The organism is Blastococcus saxobsidens (assembly GCF_010682065.1).
Classification (GTDB): domain Bacteria; phylum Actinomycetota; class Actinomycetes; order Mycobacteriales; family Geodermatophilaceae; genus Blastococcus; species Blastococcus saxobsidens_B.
The window spans coordinates 26,527-41,299 of record NZ_JAAGWG010000032.1 but is presented as its reverse complement, the minus strand read 5'-3'; the positions used below and the strand labels follow the sequence as shown (position 1 = coordinate 41,299).

Genomic DNA, 14,773 nt, shown 5'->3' with positions numbered 1-14,773 from the left:
CCCGGTAGACGCGCTGGATCGTGGAGATGGCGACGTGCGTGCTGGTCAGCATGCCGGCGCCGGTGAGCTTGTCGACGTTGTAGATCTCGGTGAACCGGCGGCCGTCGTCCGGCGTCCGGTAGTTGCCGAACTCGGCCAGCGTCTGGTCGGCCAGGTTGTTGCGGTCCACGAGGAACAGGACCCGGCGGAACCCGCCGTGCTTCAGCAGCCGGTAGGCCGCCGTCACAGCGGTGAACGTCTTGCCGGCCCCTGTGGCCATCTGCACCAGCGAACGGTCGAAGTGCTGCTCGGCCAGCGATCGCTCGATGCCGGTGATGGCCGTGATCTGCGCTGGCCGGAGACCGGTGACGTCCAGTGGTGGCAGGTGGGCGACCTTGGCGCGCCAGGTCGGGTTCTCCGGGTCGGCCTCCGCCTCGCGTACGAAGCGGGCCAGCGTGGCCGGCGTCGTGACGGCGAAGATCCGCCGGGCCCGCGGAACGGGGTCATAGCCGTTGGTCAGATGGGTCTCGCTGCCACTGGCCTCGAAGACGAACGGCAGCCGCCCGTCGACGGTCAGTGCCTTGAGTCGCACCTCGGCCGGCAGCCCCTCGGCGTACATCGACGACTGCCACTCGACACCGGAGAGCGTCGTGCCCTGCGGCTTCGCCTCGATGACGCCGACCGCCCGCTTGTCCACATACAGCAGGTAGTCGGCGCGGCCGTGCCCGGGCGCCATGATCGACTCCCGCACCGCCACGCCCTGACCGGCGAAGAGGTTCAGATCGCGACGGTCCTGCACCACCCAGCCCGCGGCTTCCAGCTGACCGTCGATCAGGACGCGCGCCCGCTGCTCGGCGGCGAGCCTCCCCAGCTGCACGTCCTCGTCCATCGCGGGCGCCAGCGTAGAACCCCCGCGGTTCGATTCTCGCCAGGTCGGCGCCCCTGTCATCCGCGCGGGGTGGGTCACCGATCCATCTGAACGGTGTACTGATCGTGGCCCTTGTCGTACCCAATGATATTTGACTACTCGGTCGGCGCGCCTCGAATAACCCGCCATATCCAGCTCGAGATAGCGCCAATCAAGCCTCCACGCGAATCGGCACGCATGCTACCAATAGAGGTAGTCCGGGCCCCGCTTTGCGGGGCCCATCGCCGTTTCTAGGGGTGACCTGTTGGTCATTGTTGGGTGGCGTTGGAAATGCGCGGTGGAATGAAGGTGTACGCCGGGTCGGCGGCAGCCGCCCGGGCGTATCTGGAGTCTGACCGCGGCCGAGCAGACGACTACTACCTGACCGAGGGCACCGGCCTGGCCCGCCGCTTCGTGGCCTGCGACGGACGGGTGGCCGAGCGGGCGCCGCTCACGGGGGAGACCTACGAAACCTGGGTGGCCGGCCGCGACCCGAATACCGGTGCCCCACGGGGGCGGCTGCGCACCGATGAGCGTGCGGTGCGCTTCGTCGAGGTGGTGGTCAACGGCCCGAAGTCCTGGTCGCTGGCCGCCGCGATGCACGACGACGTCGCGGCCGCCTACGACGCCGCGCAGGACCGCGCCGCCGCTCAGATCATCGGCTGGCTCGCCGCCCACACGACCACCCGGGTCGGCCCGCGCGGCGGCCAGGTCCAGGTGCCGGTGGAGATCCTGGAGGCGGTGACGGTGCGGCACTACACCTCCCGCGCCGGAGACCCGCACCGGCATCTGCACCTGCAGATCGGCGCCCGGGTGTTCGCCGCCGAACAATGGCGCGGGCTGCACACCGTCGGCGTGCGTGACTTCCTCGCCGCCATCAACGGAATCGGGCACGCTGCGGTCGCCTGCGATCCGCAGTTCCGGGCCGCACTCGCCGCGCACGGCTACACCCTGGATGCGACTGGAGAAGTACTGGAGCTTGCCGCCTACGTCGGCCCGTTCAGCGCACGGGCGGCGCAGATCGGGCGCAACCTGGACCGCTACGAACGCGACTGGATGGCGGCGCACCCCGGAGAGCAGGCCGGTCCGGCGCTGCGGCGCGCCTGGGACGCCCGCGCCTGGGCCGAGGGGCGCCCGGACAAAGTCATCCCCCGCTCCGGGGTCGACCTGGTGGCGCGGTGGCGAGCCGAGCTGGGGTCACTGGGCTACCGCGAGCCCGCCCACCCCGTCGCGCTGGCGCCGACTCGGATCGGCGTGCTCGACCGGGAGGCTGCCGTCGACACCGTGCTGACCCGGCTGGCCGCCGGCCGGTCGGCCTGGAACACGGCCGACGTCCGCGGCGAGGTCGAGCGGCTGATCGCCGCCGAGGGCATCGTCGCCGACCCGGCGGTGCGCCTCGAGTTGGCCGAGGACCTCACCGCCCGCGCCCTGGGCCGGTGCGTTCCCCTGGTGGACCGGGAGGGGGTGCCGGAACACGTCCGGTCCTGGACCTCGCGGCCGGTGCTCGACGTGGAGGCCGACCTGGTCTCCCGGTTCGCCGCCCGCGCCGGTCGGCCACCGCTGGGTACACCGCGGCCGGCGCCGCTGCCGGCCGGCGTTGTCCAGATCCTGGATGTCGGTCAGGCCGCCGCGGTCGCAGTCCTGGCCGGCGACCGGCGGTTGATCGTCGTGGAGGGCGCGGCCGGCACGGGCAAGACCACCACGCTGGCCGCTGCCCGCGACTTGCTGCAGCGGCAGGGGCGGCGGCTCGTCGTGGTGACCCCGACGCTGAAGGCCGCCCAAGCGGCCCGCGCGGAGGTCGGCGCGACCACCGGGACGGCGGCATCCCTGGTCTTCGCCCACGGCTGGCGCTGGAACGAGCACGGCGGGTGGAGGCGACTTGTCCTCGGCGAGGTCGACCCGGTCACCGGCCACATCCACACGGCGCCCCAGGAGGAGGCCCGGCTGCGGCCCGACGACCTGCTGATCGTCGACGAGGCCGGGATGCTCGACCAGGACACCGCCCGCGCTCTGCTCACCGTCGCCGACGAGGCCGGGGCGCGGCTGGCGCTGCTGGGCGACCGCCACCAGCTCGCCGCGGTCGGCCGCGGCGGTGTCCTGGACCTGGCCGCCGCTCAGGTCGACCCCGCCGCCCACGTGACTCTGGAGTCGGTGCACCGCTTCACCCGCACCGACAGCACCGGCCAGTCGGCTCCGGACGCCGAGTACGCCGAGCTGACATTGGCGATGCGGCGGGGTGACACCCCGGGCGCGGTGTTCGACGCCCTCCTCGCCCGCGGCCGGATTCACCTGCACCCCGACCACGCAGCACTGCAGGACGCCCTGGCCGCGACCACCGCCCACGACCACCGGGCGGCCGACGTCGCCGTGGTGGCCGACACCCGCGAGCAGGTCACCGAGCTCAACGCCGCCATCCGCAACCGGCTGGTCACCGATGGCCGCGTCGACGACCTCCGGGTGGTGACCACGCGGGCGGGTCAGCGGATCGGCGCCGGCGACAGGATCGCCACCCGGCGCAACGACCGGAACCTGGAGGTGGCCAACCGAGACACGTGGACCGTCAACGCGGTCGGGCGACGCGGCGGGCTGCTGGTCACCGCCGGCACCGCCACCGGTGACGTCTCCCGGGGCGATGTCTCCCCGGCCGGCGCCCGGATCCGGGTGCTGCCCGCCGACTACGTCACCGACCACGTGGAGCTGGCCTACGCCAGCACCGCGTACGGCGTGCAGGGTGACACCGTTCCCGCCGCGCACGTGGTGATCGGTGACCAGACCGGCGCGGCCTCGGCGTACGTCGGCATGACCCGCGGACGGTTGTCCAACACCGCGCACCTCGTCGCGGCCGACGTGGCGGAGGCCCGGGCGCAGTGGATCGCCGTCTTCGGCCGCGATCGGGCCGACCTCGGCCCCGGCCACGCGGCCGAGCTGGCCGCTCGAGAGGCCGCCCGCGACCGCCAGGGCCGGTCGAGCGACCGGACGGCAGCCGCTCCCCCGCGGCCGGTCGCGCCGGTACCGAGCGTCCCCCGGCCCGAGGCGGAGCGGCGGGGACCATCCCTCGCCCGTGGAGGCGTCGCGCCGGGCATCGGCCGGTGAGCAGGGCCGCCTCCACCGGCCGGCCGCGGGCCCGGACGCCAGCAACAGGAGGAGAACTGGAGAATTTCGGAAGTCATCGGTGGTCGGCTGTCACCAATCGCCCCCAAATGGCGCCTTCTCCAGTGACGGAGCACATCCCACCCGAGCCCACCGGAGCCAGCGATGTCCGACGATTCCGCCCGCCGCGAGCCCGAACTGCTCACCATCACCGAGGCCGCCGAGCTGCTCCGCGCTCCGGTGGCCACCCTTCGGTACTGGCGCCACCTGGGCACCGGTCCGCGCAGCTTCCGCCTCGGCCGCCGCGTCCTCTACCGCTCCGACGACCTGCACAGCTGGATCGACGCCCAGCTGGGCAACCGAGGCGCCGTCGGGAGCGGGCAGTGGGAAGGGCCGCAGTCCGCTCGTCAGCTCTGACCTCGTCAGACTCCTCGGGCATGCTGCGGTCCGAGCTGTTTCGTCCCAAAAAAATGGCAGCCGGCCCGCGTCGAGGGACTTGGAGGAGGAAGTCATGGCGAGCGTCGAGAAGCGGATCCGCGACGGGCGGACGACCTACCAAGCGCGGTGGCGGGACGACCAGGGCAGACAGCGCAAGAAGTCGTTCCCAAAGAAGGGCGACGCCGACCGGTACGCCGCGACCGTGGAGGCGGACAAGTTGCGCGGCACCTACATCGAACCGTCGAGGATCACGGTCGCCGAATACGCCCAGCGGTGGGCCGAGAGCCGTCCACACCGTCCGACGACGGCCAGGCGGACCGAGATGATGGTCCGGCTGCACATCGCTGGGACGAGGCTCGGCGGCCGGAGGCTCGCAGACGTGCGCCCGTCGGAGGTCCAGGCGTGGGCCACCGACCGGGGCAAGGTGCTGGCCCCGACCACGCTCCGACAGACGGTCGGGCTGCTGCGGAGCGTCTACGCGGCGGCGGTGCTCGACCGACTCGTGGCGTCCTCCCCGGTCGTCCGGGTACAGCTTCCCCGCCACGAGAAGGAGCGGGTCGTGCCGCTCACAGTGGAGCAGGTCGCGGCGCTTGCGGCGGCGCTGCCCGGGCGGTACCGGGCCATGGTCGTCGTACAGGCGGGGCTTGGCCTGCGTATCGGCGAACTGCTGGCGCTGCGGGTGGAGAACGTCGACTTCCTGCGCCGGACGGTGCGGATCGAGTGGCAGTTCACCGTGGGATCGAAGGGGGAGCGGAGCGAGCCCAAGACGCCGCGATCGAAGCGAACGATCCCGGCTCCCCACGTCGTGCTCGATGCGCTCGCGGCCCACCTTGCCGCCTACCGTGCAGGTGACGACGGGACGATCTTCACCACGAGGATGGGAAGCCCGCTCGGGCACGTCTACTACGGGTACGACCTGCTCGGCCGAGCGGCAACGAAGGCGGGACTTCCCGAGGGGACCACGAGCCACGACCTGAGGCACCACTACGCCAGCGTCCTGCTGGCCGCCGGCGAGTCGGTCGTGGCGATTGCCGAGCGGCTGGGGCACGAGGACGCCTCGTTGGTCCTGAGCACCTACGGCCACCTGATGCCGGGCTCGGACGACCGGACGCGGAGCGCCATCGATTCGGCGTGGGCAACGGCCAATGCTGCCTGTGCCCCTAATGTGCCCCGAGACGCACCGGCGGTTCGCTAGTCGGCCAGTTCCACCACGACCGGGGCGTGGTCGCTGGCGCCCTTCCCCTTGCGCTCCTCACGATCTATCAGGGCATTTGTCACCCGGCCGGCGAACGCCGACGAGCCGAGCACGAAGTCGATGCGCATGCCCTCGCGGCGGGGGAAGCGGAGCTGGGTGTAGTCCCAGTAGGTGTAGACGCCGGGGCCGGGCGCGTGCGGCCGGACGACGTCGGCGAAGCCCGCGTCCACGACGGAGCGGAAGGCGGCCCGCTCGGGGTCGGACACGTGCGTGGAGTGGGCGAACACCGACATGTCCCACACGTCGTCGTCCTGGGGCGCGATGTTCCAGTCGCCGACGAGCGCCACCGGCGTCGACGGGTCGTCGGCCAGCCAGCCGGCCGCACTGGACCGCAGCGCCGACAGCCACTCGAGCTTGTACTGCAGGTGCGGGTCGGCCAGCGTGCGGCCGTTGGGCACGTAGAGGCTCCACACCCGGACGCCGGCGCAGGTGGCGCCCAGCGCACGGGCCTCGGGCGCCGGCTCCTGCCCCTCCTTCGCCGACCACGACGGCATGCCGGGGAAGCCGACCTGCACGTCGTCCAGCCCGACGCGGGACAGGACCGCCACCCCGTTCCACTGCGAGTGGCCGACGTGCGCGACCTCGTAGCCCAGGGCGCTGAACACCATCTCGGGGAACTGGTCGTCGCGGCACTTGGTCTCCTGCAGGGCCAGCACGTCGACGTCGTGCCGCTGGAGGAAGGCCGCCACCCGGTCGGCGCGGGTACGGATGGAGTTCACGTTCCAGGTGGCCAGGCGCACGGGGTCGCAGCTTACGGCGGGGGTCCGACGGCTCCGGGGAGCCGTGTCGCCGGATCGGGCGGTCCCTGCCCCGCAGGACGCCGTCCGTCCCCCCACCTGCTCGCACGGTGCGATCATGGCGGCATGGGCCGGCGGCGAGAGGTGGCGGGATGACCGCCGGAACGGCACCGCCGTCGCCGGGCGGGCAGGACCGGGACACCGCCCGCGGGCGCTCCCGCAGCTTCGGTTCGGCGCTGGGCTGGACCGTCCTCGGCGCGCTCGTGCCGGGCACGGGCTACCTCGCGGCCGGTCGCCGGCGGCTGGGCGCCGTCGTGCTCGCCGTCTTCCTGCTCCTCGTGGCCGGCGCCGTCTGGCTGGCCACCGCCGGCCAGCGGCTGGCCGCGCGGGCCGCGGTCGACACCGACGTCCTGCTGGGCGCCACGGCCGGGATCGCCGTGCTCGCCCTGCTGTGGGTGGTCGTCGTGGTCACCGGCTACCGGATGCTGGTCCCGCGCGGGATCCCGCGCGGTCGGCACGTGGTCGGTGCGGTCGTCGTCGCGCTGCTCGTGGCCGGCATCGCCGTTCCGGCCGCGCTGGCCGGGCACGTCGTCCTCACCTCCCGCGACCTCATCGACGGCGTCTTCGCCGACGACCGCCAGTCGGCGACGGTGCCCGACACCCCGGACCTGTTCGGCAACCGCGAGCGGGTGAACGTGCTGCTGCTCGGTGGCGACGGCGGCGAGGGGCGCGAGGGCGTGCGCACCGACACCGTGATCGTGGCCAGCTCCGACACCGAGACCGGCGACACGGTGCTGTTCAGCCTGCCCCGCAACCTCGAGGAGCTGCCGTTCCCGGCGGACTCCCCGCTGGGCGACCTGTACCCCGACGGCTTCGACGCGGGCAGCGAGAGCGAGAGCCTGCTCAACGCCGTCTACCGCAACGGCCCGGCCGCCCACCCCGACGTCCTCGGGCCGACGGACGACCCGGGTGCGGACTTCCTCAAGCTCGGTGTCGGCGAGGCGCTGGGGCTGCGCCTCGACTACTACGTGCTGGTCAACCTCGAGGGCTTCAGCCGGCTCGTGGACGCCCTGGGCGGCATCACCGTCAACGTGAACTACTACGTGCCGATCAACGGCATCCCGGGCACCCGCCAGCTCCCCGACGCCTACATCGCGCCGGGGCCGAACCGGGAGATGGACGGCGCCACCGCGCTGGCCTTCGCCCGCGGCCGCTACGGGCTGACCGACTACGACCGGATGGACCGGCAGCGGTGCACGATCGAGGCGATCGTCGACGCCGCCGACCCGGTCACGCTGCTGCAGCGCTATCAGGAGCTCGCCCGCACGACGGAGGACATCGTCAGCACCGACATCCCCCGGTCGGTGCTCGACGACTTCGTCGACCTGGCGTTCCTGGTCAAGGACACCGAGATCCGCAGCGTCGTCTTCGACGACACCGTCATCGACCCGGCCTATCCGGACTTCGACCAGATCCGGCGGCTCGTGCAGGACGCGCTCGACCCCCCGCCGGCCGAGACCGCCGATCCGTCCACCGGGGAGGCCCCACCGACCGATCAGGTGGGCGGACCGGCGCCGGAGCCCGCACCGGCACCGGTGGACGACGTCGCCGACGCGTGCGCCTACGACCGGGCGCAGGCGGAGGAGGCCCGGGCCGAGGGCAAGCCGCCGACGCGGGAAGGCTGAGGGTTCGGCCGCGGGGGGCGTCAGTTCATGGCGGCGATCTGCAGCAGGTTGCCGCAGGTGTCGTCCAGCACGGCGGTGGTCACCGGGCCCATGGCCGTCGGCGGCTGGGTGAACGTGACCCCCAGCGCGGTGAGCCGGTCGTACTCGGCCTGGACGTCGGCGACCGAGAACGAGTTGTACGGGATGCCGTCGGCGACCAGCCCCGCCTTGTAGGCCTTCGCCGCCGGGTGCTCGTCGGGCTCGAGCACCAGTTCGACGCCGTCGGGCTGCTCCGGCGAGACGACGGTGAGCCAGCGGTGCTGCCCCATGGGGACGTCGTTCTTCGTCACGAACCCGAGCACGTCGGTGTAGAAGCGCAGCGCCTTCTCCTGGTCCTCGACGAACACGCTGGTCAGGGTGATCCGCACGGTTCCCTCCTCGGGGGGTTCGCACCTCGGTGTCACAGCCGCCACCGGTCGGTGATGGCTCTCAGCGGGGCGGTGTCCAGCTCGTGGAACTTGTAGCGGCCCTCGCGCCGCGTCCGCACCAGACCGGCCGCCTCGAGGACCTCCAGGTGCTGGGAGACGGCCTGCCGCGACGAGGTGAGCCCGTGCCGGGAGACCAGCCGGGAGATCAGCTCGAACAGCGTCTGGCCGCTCCGCTCCTGCAGTTCGTCGAGGATGGCCCGCCGGGTCGGATCGGCGAGGGCCTTGAACACGTCCCCCACGCCGCCACCATAGGCAAGCATCTGCTTGCATGACAAGACCCCCGAGCCGGGGCCCCGCGTCGGCCGGGCGTGGGGAGGCGGAGAATGGGCGCGTGCCCGCCGCTGTCGTCCGTTCCGTCACCGTCGTCGACGAAGGGCTCCGGGCGGAGCTCCTCGCCTGCTGGGTCGACGTGACCAACGCCGGCGGGGCCGTCGGTTTCGTGCCCCCGGTGACGGGTGAGGACGTCGTCCCGCTGCTCGACAAGCTGCTGGAGGGCGTGCACTCCGGCCGGGACGTGCTCGCCCAGCTCGTGGTGGACGGCCGGACGGCGGGGTTCGCCAGCGTCGTCGGGTCACTGAGCCCGCTGCGCCGGCACTGGGGGACCGTGCTGCGGGTTCAGGTGCACCCCTCGCGCCAGGGCCAGGGCCTCGGCCGGGTCCTGATGGAGGGGGTGCACCGGATCGCCCGGGAGCGCGGGTGGGAGTTCCTGCACCTCACCGCCCGCGGCGGCACGGGCGTCGACGAGTTCTACAAGGGCCTGGGCTACCGCGAGGTCGGCCGGCTGCCCGGCGCCATCCGCGTCGCGCCCGGCGACGACCGCGACGAGATCGTCATGGCCTGCCCGCTCTGAACCCTCTTCAGACCTGGACGGCGACCTCGCCCTTCGCCGCCATCCGGGCCCGCATGCGCTCGCGGCTCTCCACGAACTTCGTGGCCTGCGCGTCGAGACCGGTCAGGAACTCGGCCAGCTGCTCGCGGGCCTGCTCGCCCGCGGGGCCGAAGTCGCTCCTGTCGAAGACCTTCCAAGTGCGCAGGATGGGCGCGACGACCTCGTCGTGGTGCAGCCGCAGGTCGTAGATCCCGGCCTTGGCGATGATCGTCGAGTTCCTCCGGAAGTCGGCCATGTTCGCGCCGGGCATCTCGAAGTTCATGACCTCGGTGGCGACGGCCCGCATGGTCTCGTCGGGGTCGATGTCGAACGCCGCGGTGACGAGGTTGCGGTAGAAGATCATGTGCAGGTTCTCGTCGGTGGCGATGCGGGCGAGCAGCTTGTCCGCGATCGGGTCGCCGGTGGCCCTGCCGGTGTTGCGGTGCGAGACCCGGGTGGCCAGCTCCTGGAAGGAGACGTACGCGACGGCCTCCAGCGGGCTCTTGTCGCCGGAGTCGTAGCCGGTGGTCATGTAGTCCATCCGGGCCCGCTCCAGCTCGACCGGGTCGACGCCCCGGGTGACGACGAGGTAGTCGCGCAGCGCCACGCCGTGCCGGCCCTCCTCCGCCGTCCAGCGGCCCACCCACTGCCCCCACGCGCCGTCCCGGCCGAATCGGGTGGCGATCTCGCGGTGGTAGCTGGGCAGGTTGTCCTCGGTCAGCAGGTTGACGAACATCGCGGCCTTGGCCGTCGCGTCCAGCCGGGACTGCTCCGGGGACCAGTCCTCACCGCCGAGGAAGGCGAAGTTGCGGCCCTCGTCCCACGGGACGTAGTCGTGGGGATGCCACTCCTTGGCCATCCTGATGTGCCGGTCGAGGTTCTCCGCGACGACCGGCTCCAGCTCGGTCAGCACGGCTGCCTGCGGGGACGTCTGGGGCATGGGGACCTCCGGGTCGACGCGACCTGCGTCCTCCCACGCTACGCCGACGCGACCCCGTCCGCGCTCCTCCGCGGGTCGCGCGCCCCTGCCGCAGCCGAGCGCGCGCAGCGGGGTTTGGCAGGGTGGGGGCATGTCAGCTCCCGAGCCGTCCCCGCCGCCGCCCGCCCCTCGTGAACGGCCGGTCGGCCTGCTCGTGCTCGGGATCGCCGCGGTCCTGCTCGTCTCGGCGCCGACCTGGTTCGCCGGCGACCGGGTCGTCGTCGGCGTCGCCCAGCTGGTCGTCGCCGTCGTCCTGGCCGTCGTCGGGGCCGTCCTGCTGCGGCGCGCGGCCCGTCGTTGAGGCCGCCCCCCGTTGCGGAGGCGGTGTGACCGGCAGCACACTCCCGGGAACCGACGGATGGAGGAACCAGGTGAAGCTGGACAAGCAGGAGCTCGTGCGGGTGCTGCGCACGGAGGGCGACAACGACACCGCGGACAAGGTGGAGCGCGACCTGCCCGACGCGATCGACACCGACCAGCACGGGGACGAGCTCGCCGCCGTGGGGCTGGACCGCACGCAGCTCATGGCCAAGCTGGCCGGCGGCGGCTTCGGGACGACGCTCAGTCCCTGACTCCCCGACGTGTCGCGGCGGCCCCTGGACGGCGATGGCCCGGACCGCGAGCGGTCCGGGCCACCTGAGTGCGTGAGGTGCGGGGTCAGCCGGTGAAGGGGCGCTCCCGGGCCAGCTCCTCCTTGGCGACGCCGCGGATGTGCACGGCGTCCGGGCCGTCCACGATGCGCAGCGTGCGCGCGCTGGCGTAGAAGCGCGCCAGGACCGTGTCGTCGCTGACGCCGGCGCCGCCGTGCACCTGGATCGCGCGGTCGATCACGTCGAGCGCCACCTTGGGGGCGGCGACCTTGATCGCGGAGATCTCGGTCTTCGCGCCCTTGGCGCCGTACTTGTCGATGAGGTCCGCGGTCTTGAGCACGTAGAGGCGGGCCTGGTCGATCTCGATGCGGGAGAGGGCGATCGCCTCCCGCACGGTGCCCTGGTCGGCCAGCGGCCGGCCGAAGGCGACCCGGTTCTTGGTGCGCTCCACCATCAGCGCCAGCGCCCGCTCGGCCATGCCGATGGCGCGCATGCAGTGGTGGATGCGGCCGGGGCCGAGCCGGGCCTGGGCGATCATGAAGCCGTCACCCTCGCTGGAGAGGATGTTGCCCACCGGAACCCGGACGTCGGTGAAGCGCAGCTCCGAGTGGCCGTGCTGGTCCTGGTACCCGAACACCGGCAGGTGGCGGACGATCTCCAGGCCGGGGGTGTCGCGGGGCACGAGGACCATCGACTGCTGCCGGTGCGGCTGGCCGTCGGGGTCGGTCTTGCCCATGACGATGAAGATCTGGCAGCGCTCGTCGGCCGAACCGGTGATCCACCACTTGCGGCCGTTGATCACGTACTCGTCGCCGTCGCGGACGATCGACGTCTGGATGTTGCGGGCGTCGGAGCTGGCGACGTCGGGCTCGGTCATGGCGAAGCCGGAGCGGATCTCGCCCTCCAGGAGCGGGTTCAGCCACCGCTCCTTCTGCTCGGGGGTGCCGAACAGCATCAGGGTCTCCATGTTGCCGGTGTCCGGCGCGCCGACGTTCATCGCCTCGGGGGCGATGACGGGCGACCAGCCGGTGATCTCGGCGACCGAGGCGTACTCGAGGTTGGAGAGCCCGCCCACCTCGTGGTGGAAGAGGTTCCACAGCCCGCGCTTGCGCGCCTCGGCCTTCAGCTCCTCCAGCACCGGCGGGTGCTCGTGGTTGTCGTGGCCCCGCTCGGCCCGCCACTGGTCGTAGACGGCCTCGGCGGGGAACACGTGCTCGCGCATGAAGTCCCACGCGCGTGCGCAGACGTCCTCGGCCTTGGCGGAGAGAGCGAAGTCCATGCCTGGAACGTAACGCCGCAGCGTGACGGCCGTCGCATCGGGGTGCGGATGCGGCAGGAGCCGGGCCCCGTCGTCCGTGTGGACGACGGGACCCGGCTCCGCCCGGTGGCCGCTGCTGCGGCCGGGTGCTACGTCAGGCGCGCGTGCGGCCGGTCACGGCGTCGCGCACCGGGCCGAGGGCGATGACCAGGCCCACGATCGCGGTGACGATGTGCAGGACGTTGTCAGCGGCGTTGATGCTGAGGAAGTCCCACGTCTCGCCGATGGCGATGAGGCCGTAGACGAAGGCGGCGCCGTAGCCGATGGCCAGCAGCCAGCCGTACGTGCGGGCGCCCGACAGGGTGCGGTGCAGGGCGAGGCCGGCCGCGCCGATCAGGATGTGCACGACGTTGTGCATGCCGTTGATCTCGAAGCCGAGCAACGTCTCGTTGGTGTCGTGCGCGAAGAAGTCGTCGAACCCGGTGATGAAGAAGCCGATGATGCCGATCAGCAGGTAGATGGCCCCGAACGCGAGAGCCAGCATCTGCGGCCACGTCATGCCCTGACGATCCGCACCGGTGTTGCCGGCTGTTGCAGACATCTTGTCCTCCCATGTGGTTGCCCCGCCAGGTCCTGGCGGGGGGCTGCCGGGCCTGTACCCCTGCCTGAGCAGGAGTAACGGCCGTCCCCCGTTGGAGCGACGGTCGTTGCCGAACCGTCACCTGCGCGACGGACGGCCCCGGGGCCCTCGTGCCGGTGTTCGGCGACCGGGGCCCCGGCGGTTCAGTCCCGGGCCGCGCGGGAGGTGGCCTTCGACCGGCGGACGACGAACGGGCCGATCGCCAGCAGGTCGACCGGGGCGGAGCCGAAGCACTCCAGGGCGTCGCGCGGGTCGTCGACCATCGGGCGGCCCGCCGTGTTCAGGCTGGTGTTGACCACCACCGGGATGCCGGTGCGCCGCTCGAACGCCGAGATCATCCGGTGCACCAGCGGGGACGCCTCCGGGTCGATCGTCTGGATCCGCGCCGTCCCGTCGACGTGGGTGACGGTGGGGATGCGGTCCTTCCACTCCGGGGCGACGTCGTGCACGAAGAGCATGTACGGGGAGGGGATCGGCCCGCGGCTGAAGATCTCCGGGGCCCGCTCCAGCAGCACCATGGGAGCCACCGGACGGAACTGCTCGCGGCCCTTGACGTCGTTCATCCGCTCCAGGTTGGCCTCGAAGCCGGGGTGGGCCATGAGCGACCGGTACCCGAGGGCGCGCGGGCCGTACTCGCTGCGGCCCTGGAACCAGGCGACGATGCCGTTGTCGGCCAGCACCTCGGCCACTGTCTCCGCGACGTCGTCCGGTCGCTCGTAGTCGATCGCCGCCGTCCGGAGGACCTGCTCGATCTCGTCGTCGCTCCACCCGCGGCCCAGGGCGGCACCCGGCATCGGCTGGGTCTCCTCGCCCAGCTCGCGGGCCACGTGCAGGGCGGCGCCGAGGGCCGTGCCGGCGTCGCCGGCAGCCGGCTGCACCCACACCTGCTCGAACGGGCTCTCGGCGAGGATGCGGGTGTTGGCCACGCAGTTGAGCGCGACGCCGCCGGCGAGGGTCAGCGTCCGGTCCCCGGTCCGCTCGTGCAGCCACCGGGCGAGGTCGACCAGCACCTCCTCGGTGCGCAGCTGCACGCTGGCGGCGAGGTCGGCGTGGTCGGAGGTCCAGTTCTCGCCCTTGCGCAGCCGCGGCGCGAACTCGGAGAAGTCGATCTTCGGCGTGCGGAAGCCGCCGTCCTCGGTCGCCATGACCAGCTCCGAGAGCGCGCCGGCGAACCGCGGCTTGCCGTAGGAGGCCATCGCCATGACCTTGAACTCGTCGGAGCTGCGCAGGAAGCCGAGGTGGTCGGTGAGGTCCTCGTACATGAGGCCCAGGGAGTGCGGCAGCGACTGGCCTGCCAGCACCTCCAGCCGGCCGTCGACGTAGCGGCCGGCCAGGTGGCTGTGCGCCTCGCCGCGGCCGTCGAGCACCAGGACGGAGTTGTCCTGGGTGGGTGCGGCCAGCCCCGCCGAGGCGGCGTGCGCCACGTGGTGCTTCACGAAGCGCACCTTCGCCGGGTCCAGGCCGGGCAGCGCGTGGGCCAGGAACTCCGGCGCCTTCTCGGCGTACATCTTGCGCATGACGTCGCCCGGGTCGTCCAGCCCGGAGTCCTCCGGCGAGCCCATGAGCTCGGGGTCGAAGGAGTAGGCGACGGCGTCGAGGTCCTCGGGCCGGATGCCGGCCTCCGCCAGGCACCAGGCGGCCGACAGCTCGGGAAGCTCCCAGGCGCTCCAGGGCAGGGGGCGCTTGCCGTGCTTGCGACGGCTGAACCGCTCCTCCTCCGCCGCGGCGACGACCTTCCCGTCGACGAGGAGCGCCGCCGCCGGGTCGTGGTAGATCGCGTTGATGCCGAGGACCTTCACGCGCGTGCTCCTTTTCCTGGGTCACTGCCCGACTGCTCCGGGCGCCGACCCGTCATCGGTGTTGATCATCGAGCCGGGCCG

Annotated in this window: 14 protein-coding genes and 1 pseudogene; 7 read left to right on the top strand and 8 right to left on the bottom strand. The window is 72.4% G+C overall.

Features of this window, described 5'->3' with window-relative positions:
* Positions 1-868, bottom strand: an 868-nt coding sequence (locus GCU60_RS17010; RefSeq protein ID WP_163207411.1) for a DEAD/DEAH box helicase family protein, incomplete at its 3' end; no start/stop codon positions are given.
* A 321-nt stretch (positions 869-1,189) separates the two neighbouring features.
* Between GCU60_RS17010 and mobF the strand changes: the two are divergent.
* From mobF to GCU60_RS16995, 3 genes and pseudogenes are all read left to right on the top strand, one after another.
* Positions 1,190-3,871 (top strand): annotated as a pseudogene (mobF, locus tag GCU60_RS17005) (MobF family relaxase); the annotation flags it as partial.
* A gap of 270 nt (positions 3,872-4,141) precedes the next feature.
* Positions 4,142-4,393, top strand: a complete 252-nt coding sequence (locus tag GCU60_RS17000; protein ID WP_163207407.1) for a helix-turn-helix transcriptional regulator — start codon at positions 4,142-4,144, stop codon at positions 4,391-4,393.
* A gap of 94 nt (positions 4,394-4,487) precedes the next feature.
* Positions 4,488-5,609, top strand: a complete 1,122-nt coding sequence (locus GCU60_RS16995) for a tyrosine-type recombinase/integrase (protein WP_163207406.1) — start codon at positions 4,488-4,490, stop codon at positions 5,607-5,609.
* Here GCU60_RS16995 and GCU60_RS16990 read toward each other — a convergent pair.
* Entirely contained in the window at positions 5,606-6,409 is an 804-nt protein-coding gene (locus tag GCU60_RS16990; protein ID WP_163207404.1) for an exodeoxyribonuclease III, read from the bottom strand. The two genes, GCU60_RS16995 and GCU60_RS16990, sit on opposite strands and share 4 nt — an antisense overlap.
* A gap of 149 nt (positions 6,410-6,558) precedes the next feature.
* On the opposite strand from GCU60_RS16990, the gene GCU60_RS16985 reads away from it, so the two are divergent.
* The gene (locus GCU60_RS16985; protein WP_163207402.1) at positions 6,559-8,091 is read left to right on the top strand and encodes an LCP family protein; all 1,533 of its coding nucleotides are present in this window, start codon (positions 6,559-6,561) and stop codon (positions 8,089-8,091) included.
* Between the two features lie 20 nt (positions 8,092-8,111).
* Here the strand turns inward: GCU60_RS16985 and GCU60_RS16980 are convergent, their stop codons facing one another.
* On the bottom strand, positions 8,112-8,498 hold the full coding sequence (locus tag GCU60_RS16980) for a VOC family protein (RefSeq protein ID WP_163207400.1): 387 nt from the start codon (positions 8,496-8,498) through the stop codon (positions 8,112-8,114).
* Positions 8,499-8,530: 32 nt separating this feature from the next.
* Positions 8,531-8,797, bottom strand: coding sequence for an ArsR/SmtB family transcription factor (locus GCU60_RS16975; RefSeq protein ID WP_345770658.1), 267 nt, complete (start codon positions 8,795-8,797; stop codon positions 8,531-8,533).
* Between the two features lie 92 nt (positions 8,798-8,889).
* Between GCU60_RS16975 and GCU60_RS16970 the strand changes: the two genes are divergently transcribed.
* A complete protein-coding gene (locus tag GCU60_RS16970; protein ID WP_345770657.1) occupies positions 8,890-9,408 on the top strand; it encodes a GNAT family N-acetyltransferase in 519 nt (172 codons plus the stop codon).
* Positions 9,409-9,415: 7 nt separating this feature from the next.
* On the opposite strand, the gene GCU60_RS16965 is transcribed toward GCU60_RS16970, so the two are convergent.
* Complete coding sequence (locus tag GCU60_RS16965; RefSeq protein WP_163207394.1) at positions 9,416-10,366, bottom strand: acyl-ACP desaturase; 951 nt, start codon at positions 10,364-10,366, stop codon at positions 9,416-9,418.
* A gap of 130 nt (positions 10,367-10,496) precedes the next feature.
* Here GCU60_RS16965 and GCU60_RS16960 point away from each other — a divergent pair, with 130 nt between their 5' ends.
* Both GCU60_RS16960 and GCU60_RS16955 read left to right on the top strand, forming a co-directional pair.
* A complete protein-coding gene (locus GCU60_RS16960; protein WP_163207392.1) occupies positions 10,497-10,706 on the top strand; it encodes a hypothetical protein in 210 nt (69 codons plus the stop codon).
* A gap of 70 nt (positions 10,707-10,776) precedes the next feature.
* The gene (locus GCU60_RS16955; protein WP_163207390.1) at positions 10,777-10,977 is read left to right on the top strand and encodes a hypothetical protein; all 201 of its coding nucleotides are present in this window, start codon (positions 10,777-10,779) and stop codon (positions 10,975-10,977) included.
* 85 nt (positions 10,978-11,062) lie between these two features.
* Here the strand turns inward: GCU60_RS16955 and GCU60_RS16950 are convergent, their stop codons facing one another.
* The 3 genes from GCU60_RS16950 to GCU60_RS21735 all read right to left on the bottom strand — a co-directional run bounded on the left by GCU60_RS16950 (position 11,063) and on the right by GCU60_RS21735 (position 14,692).
* Complete coding sequence (locus GCU60_RS16950; RefSeq protein ID WP_163207388.1) at positions 11,063-12,274, bottom strand: acyl-CoA dehydrogenase family protein; 1,212 nt, start codon at positions 12,272-12,274, stop codon at positions 11,063-11,065.
* A gap of 133 nt (positions 12,275-12,407) precedes the next feature.
* Positions 12,408-12,812, bottom strand: coding sequence for a DUF4383 domain-containing protein (locus GCU60_RS16945; RefSeq protein ID WP_239521346.1), 405 nt, complete (start codon positions 12,810-12,812; stop codon positions 12,408-12,410).
* Between the two features lie 224 nt (positions 12,813-13,036).
* On the bottom strand, positions 13,037-14,692 hold the full coding sequence (locus tag GCU60_RS21735; RefSeq protein ID WP_163207384.1) for a carbamoyltransferase C-terminal domain-containing protein: 1,656 nt from the start codon (positions 14,690-14,692) through the stop codon (positions 13,037-13,039).
* Positions 14,693-14,773 lie beyond the last annotated feature (81 nt).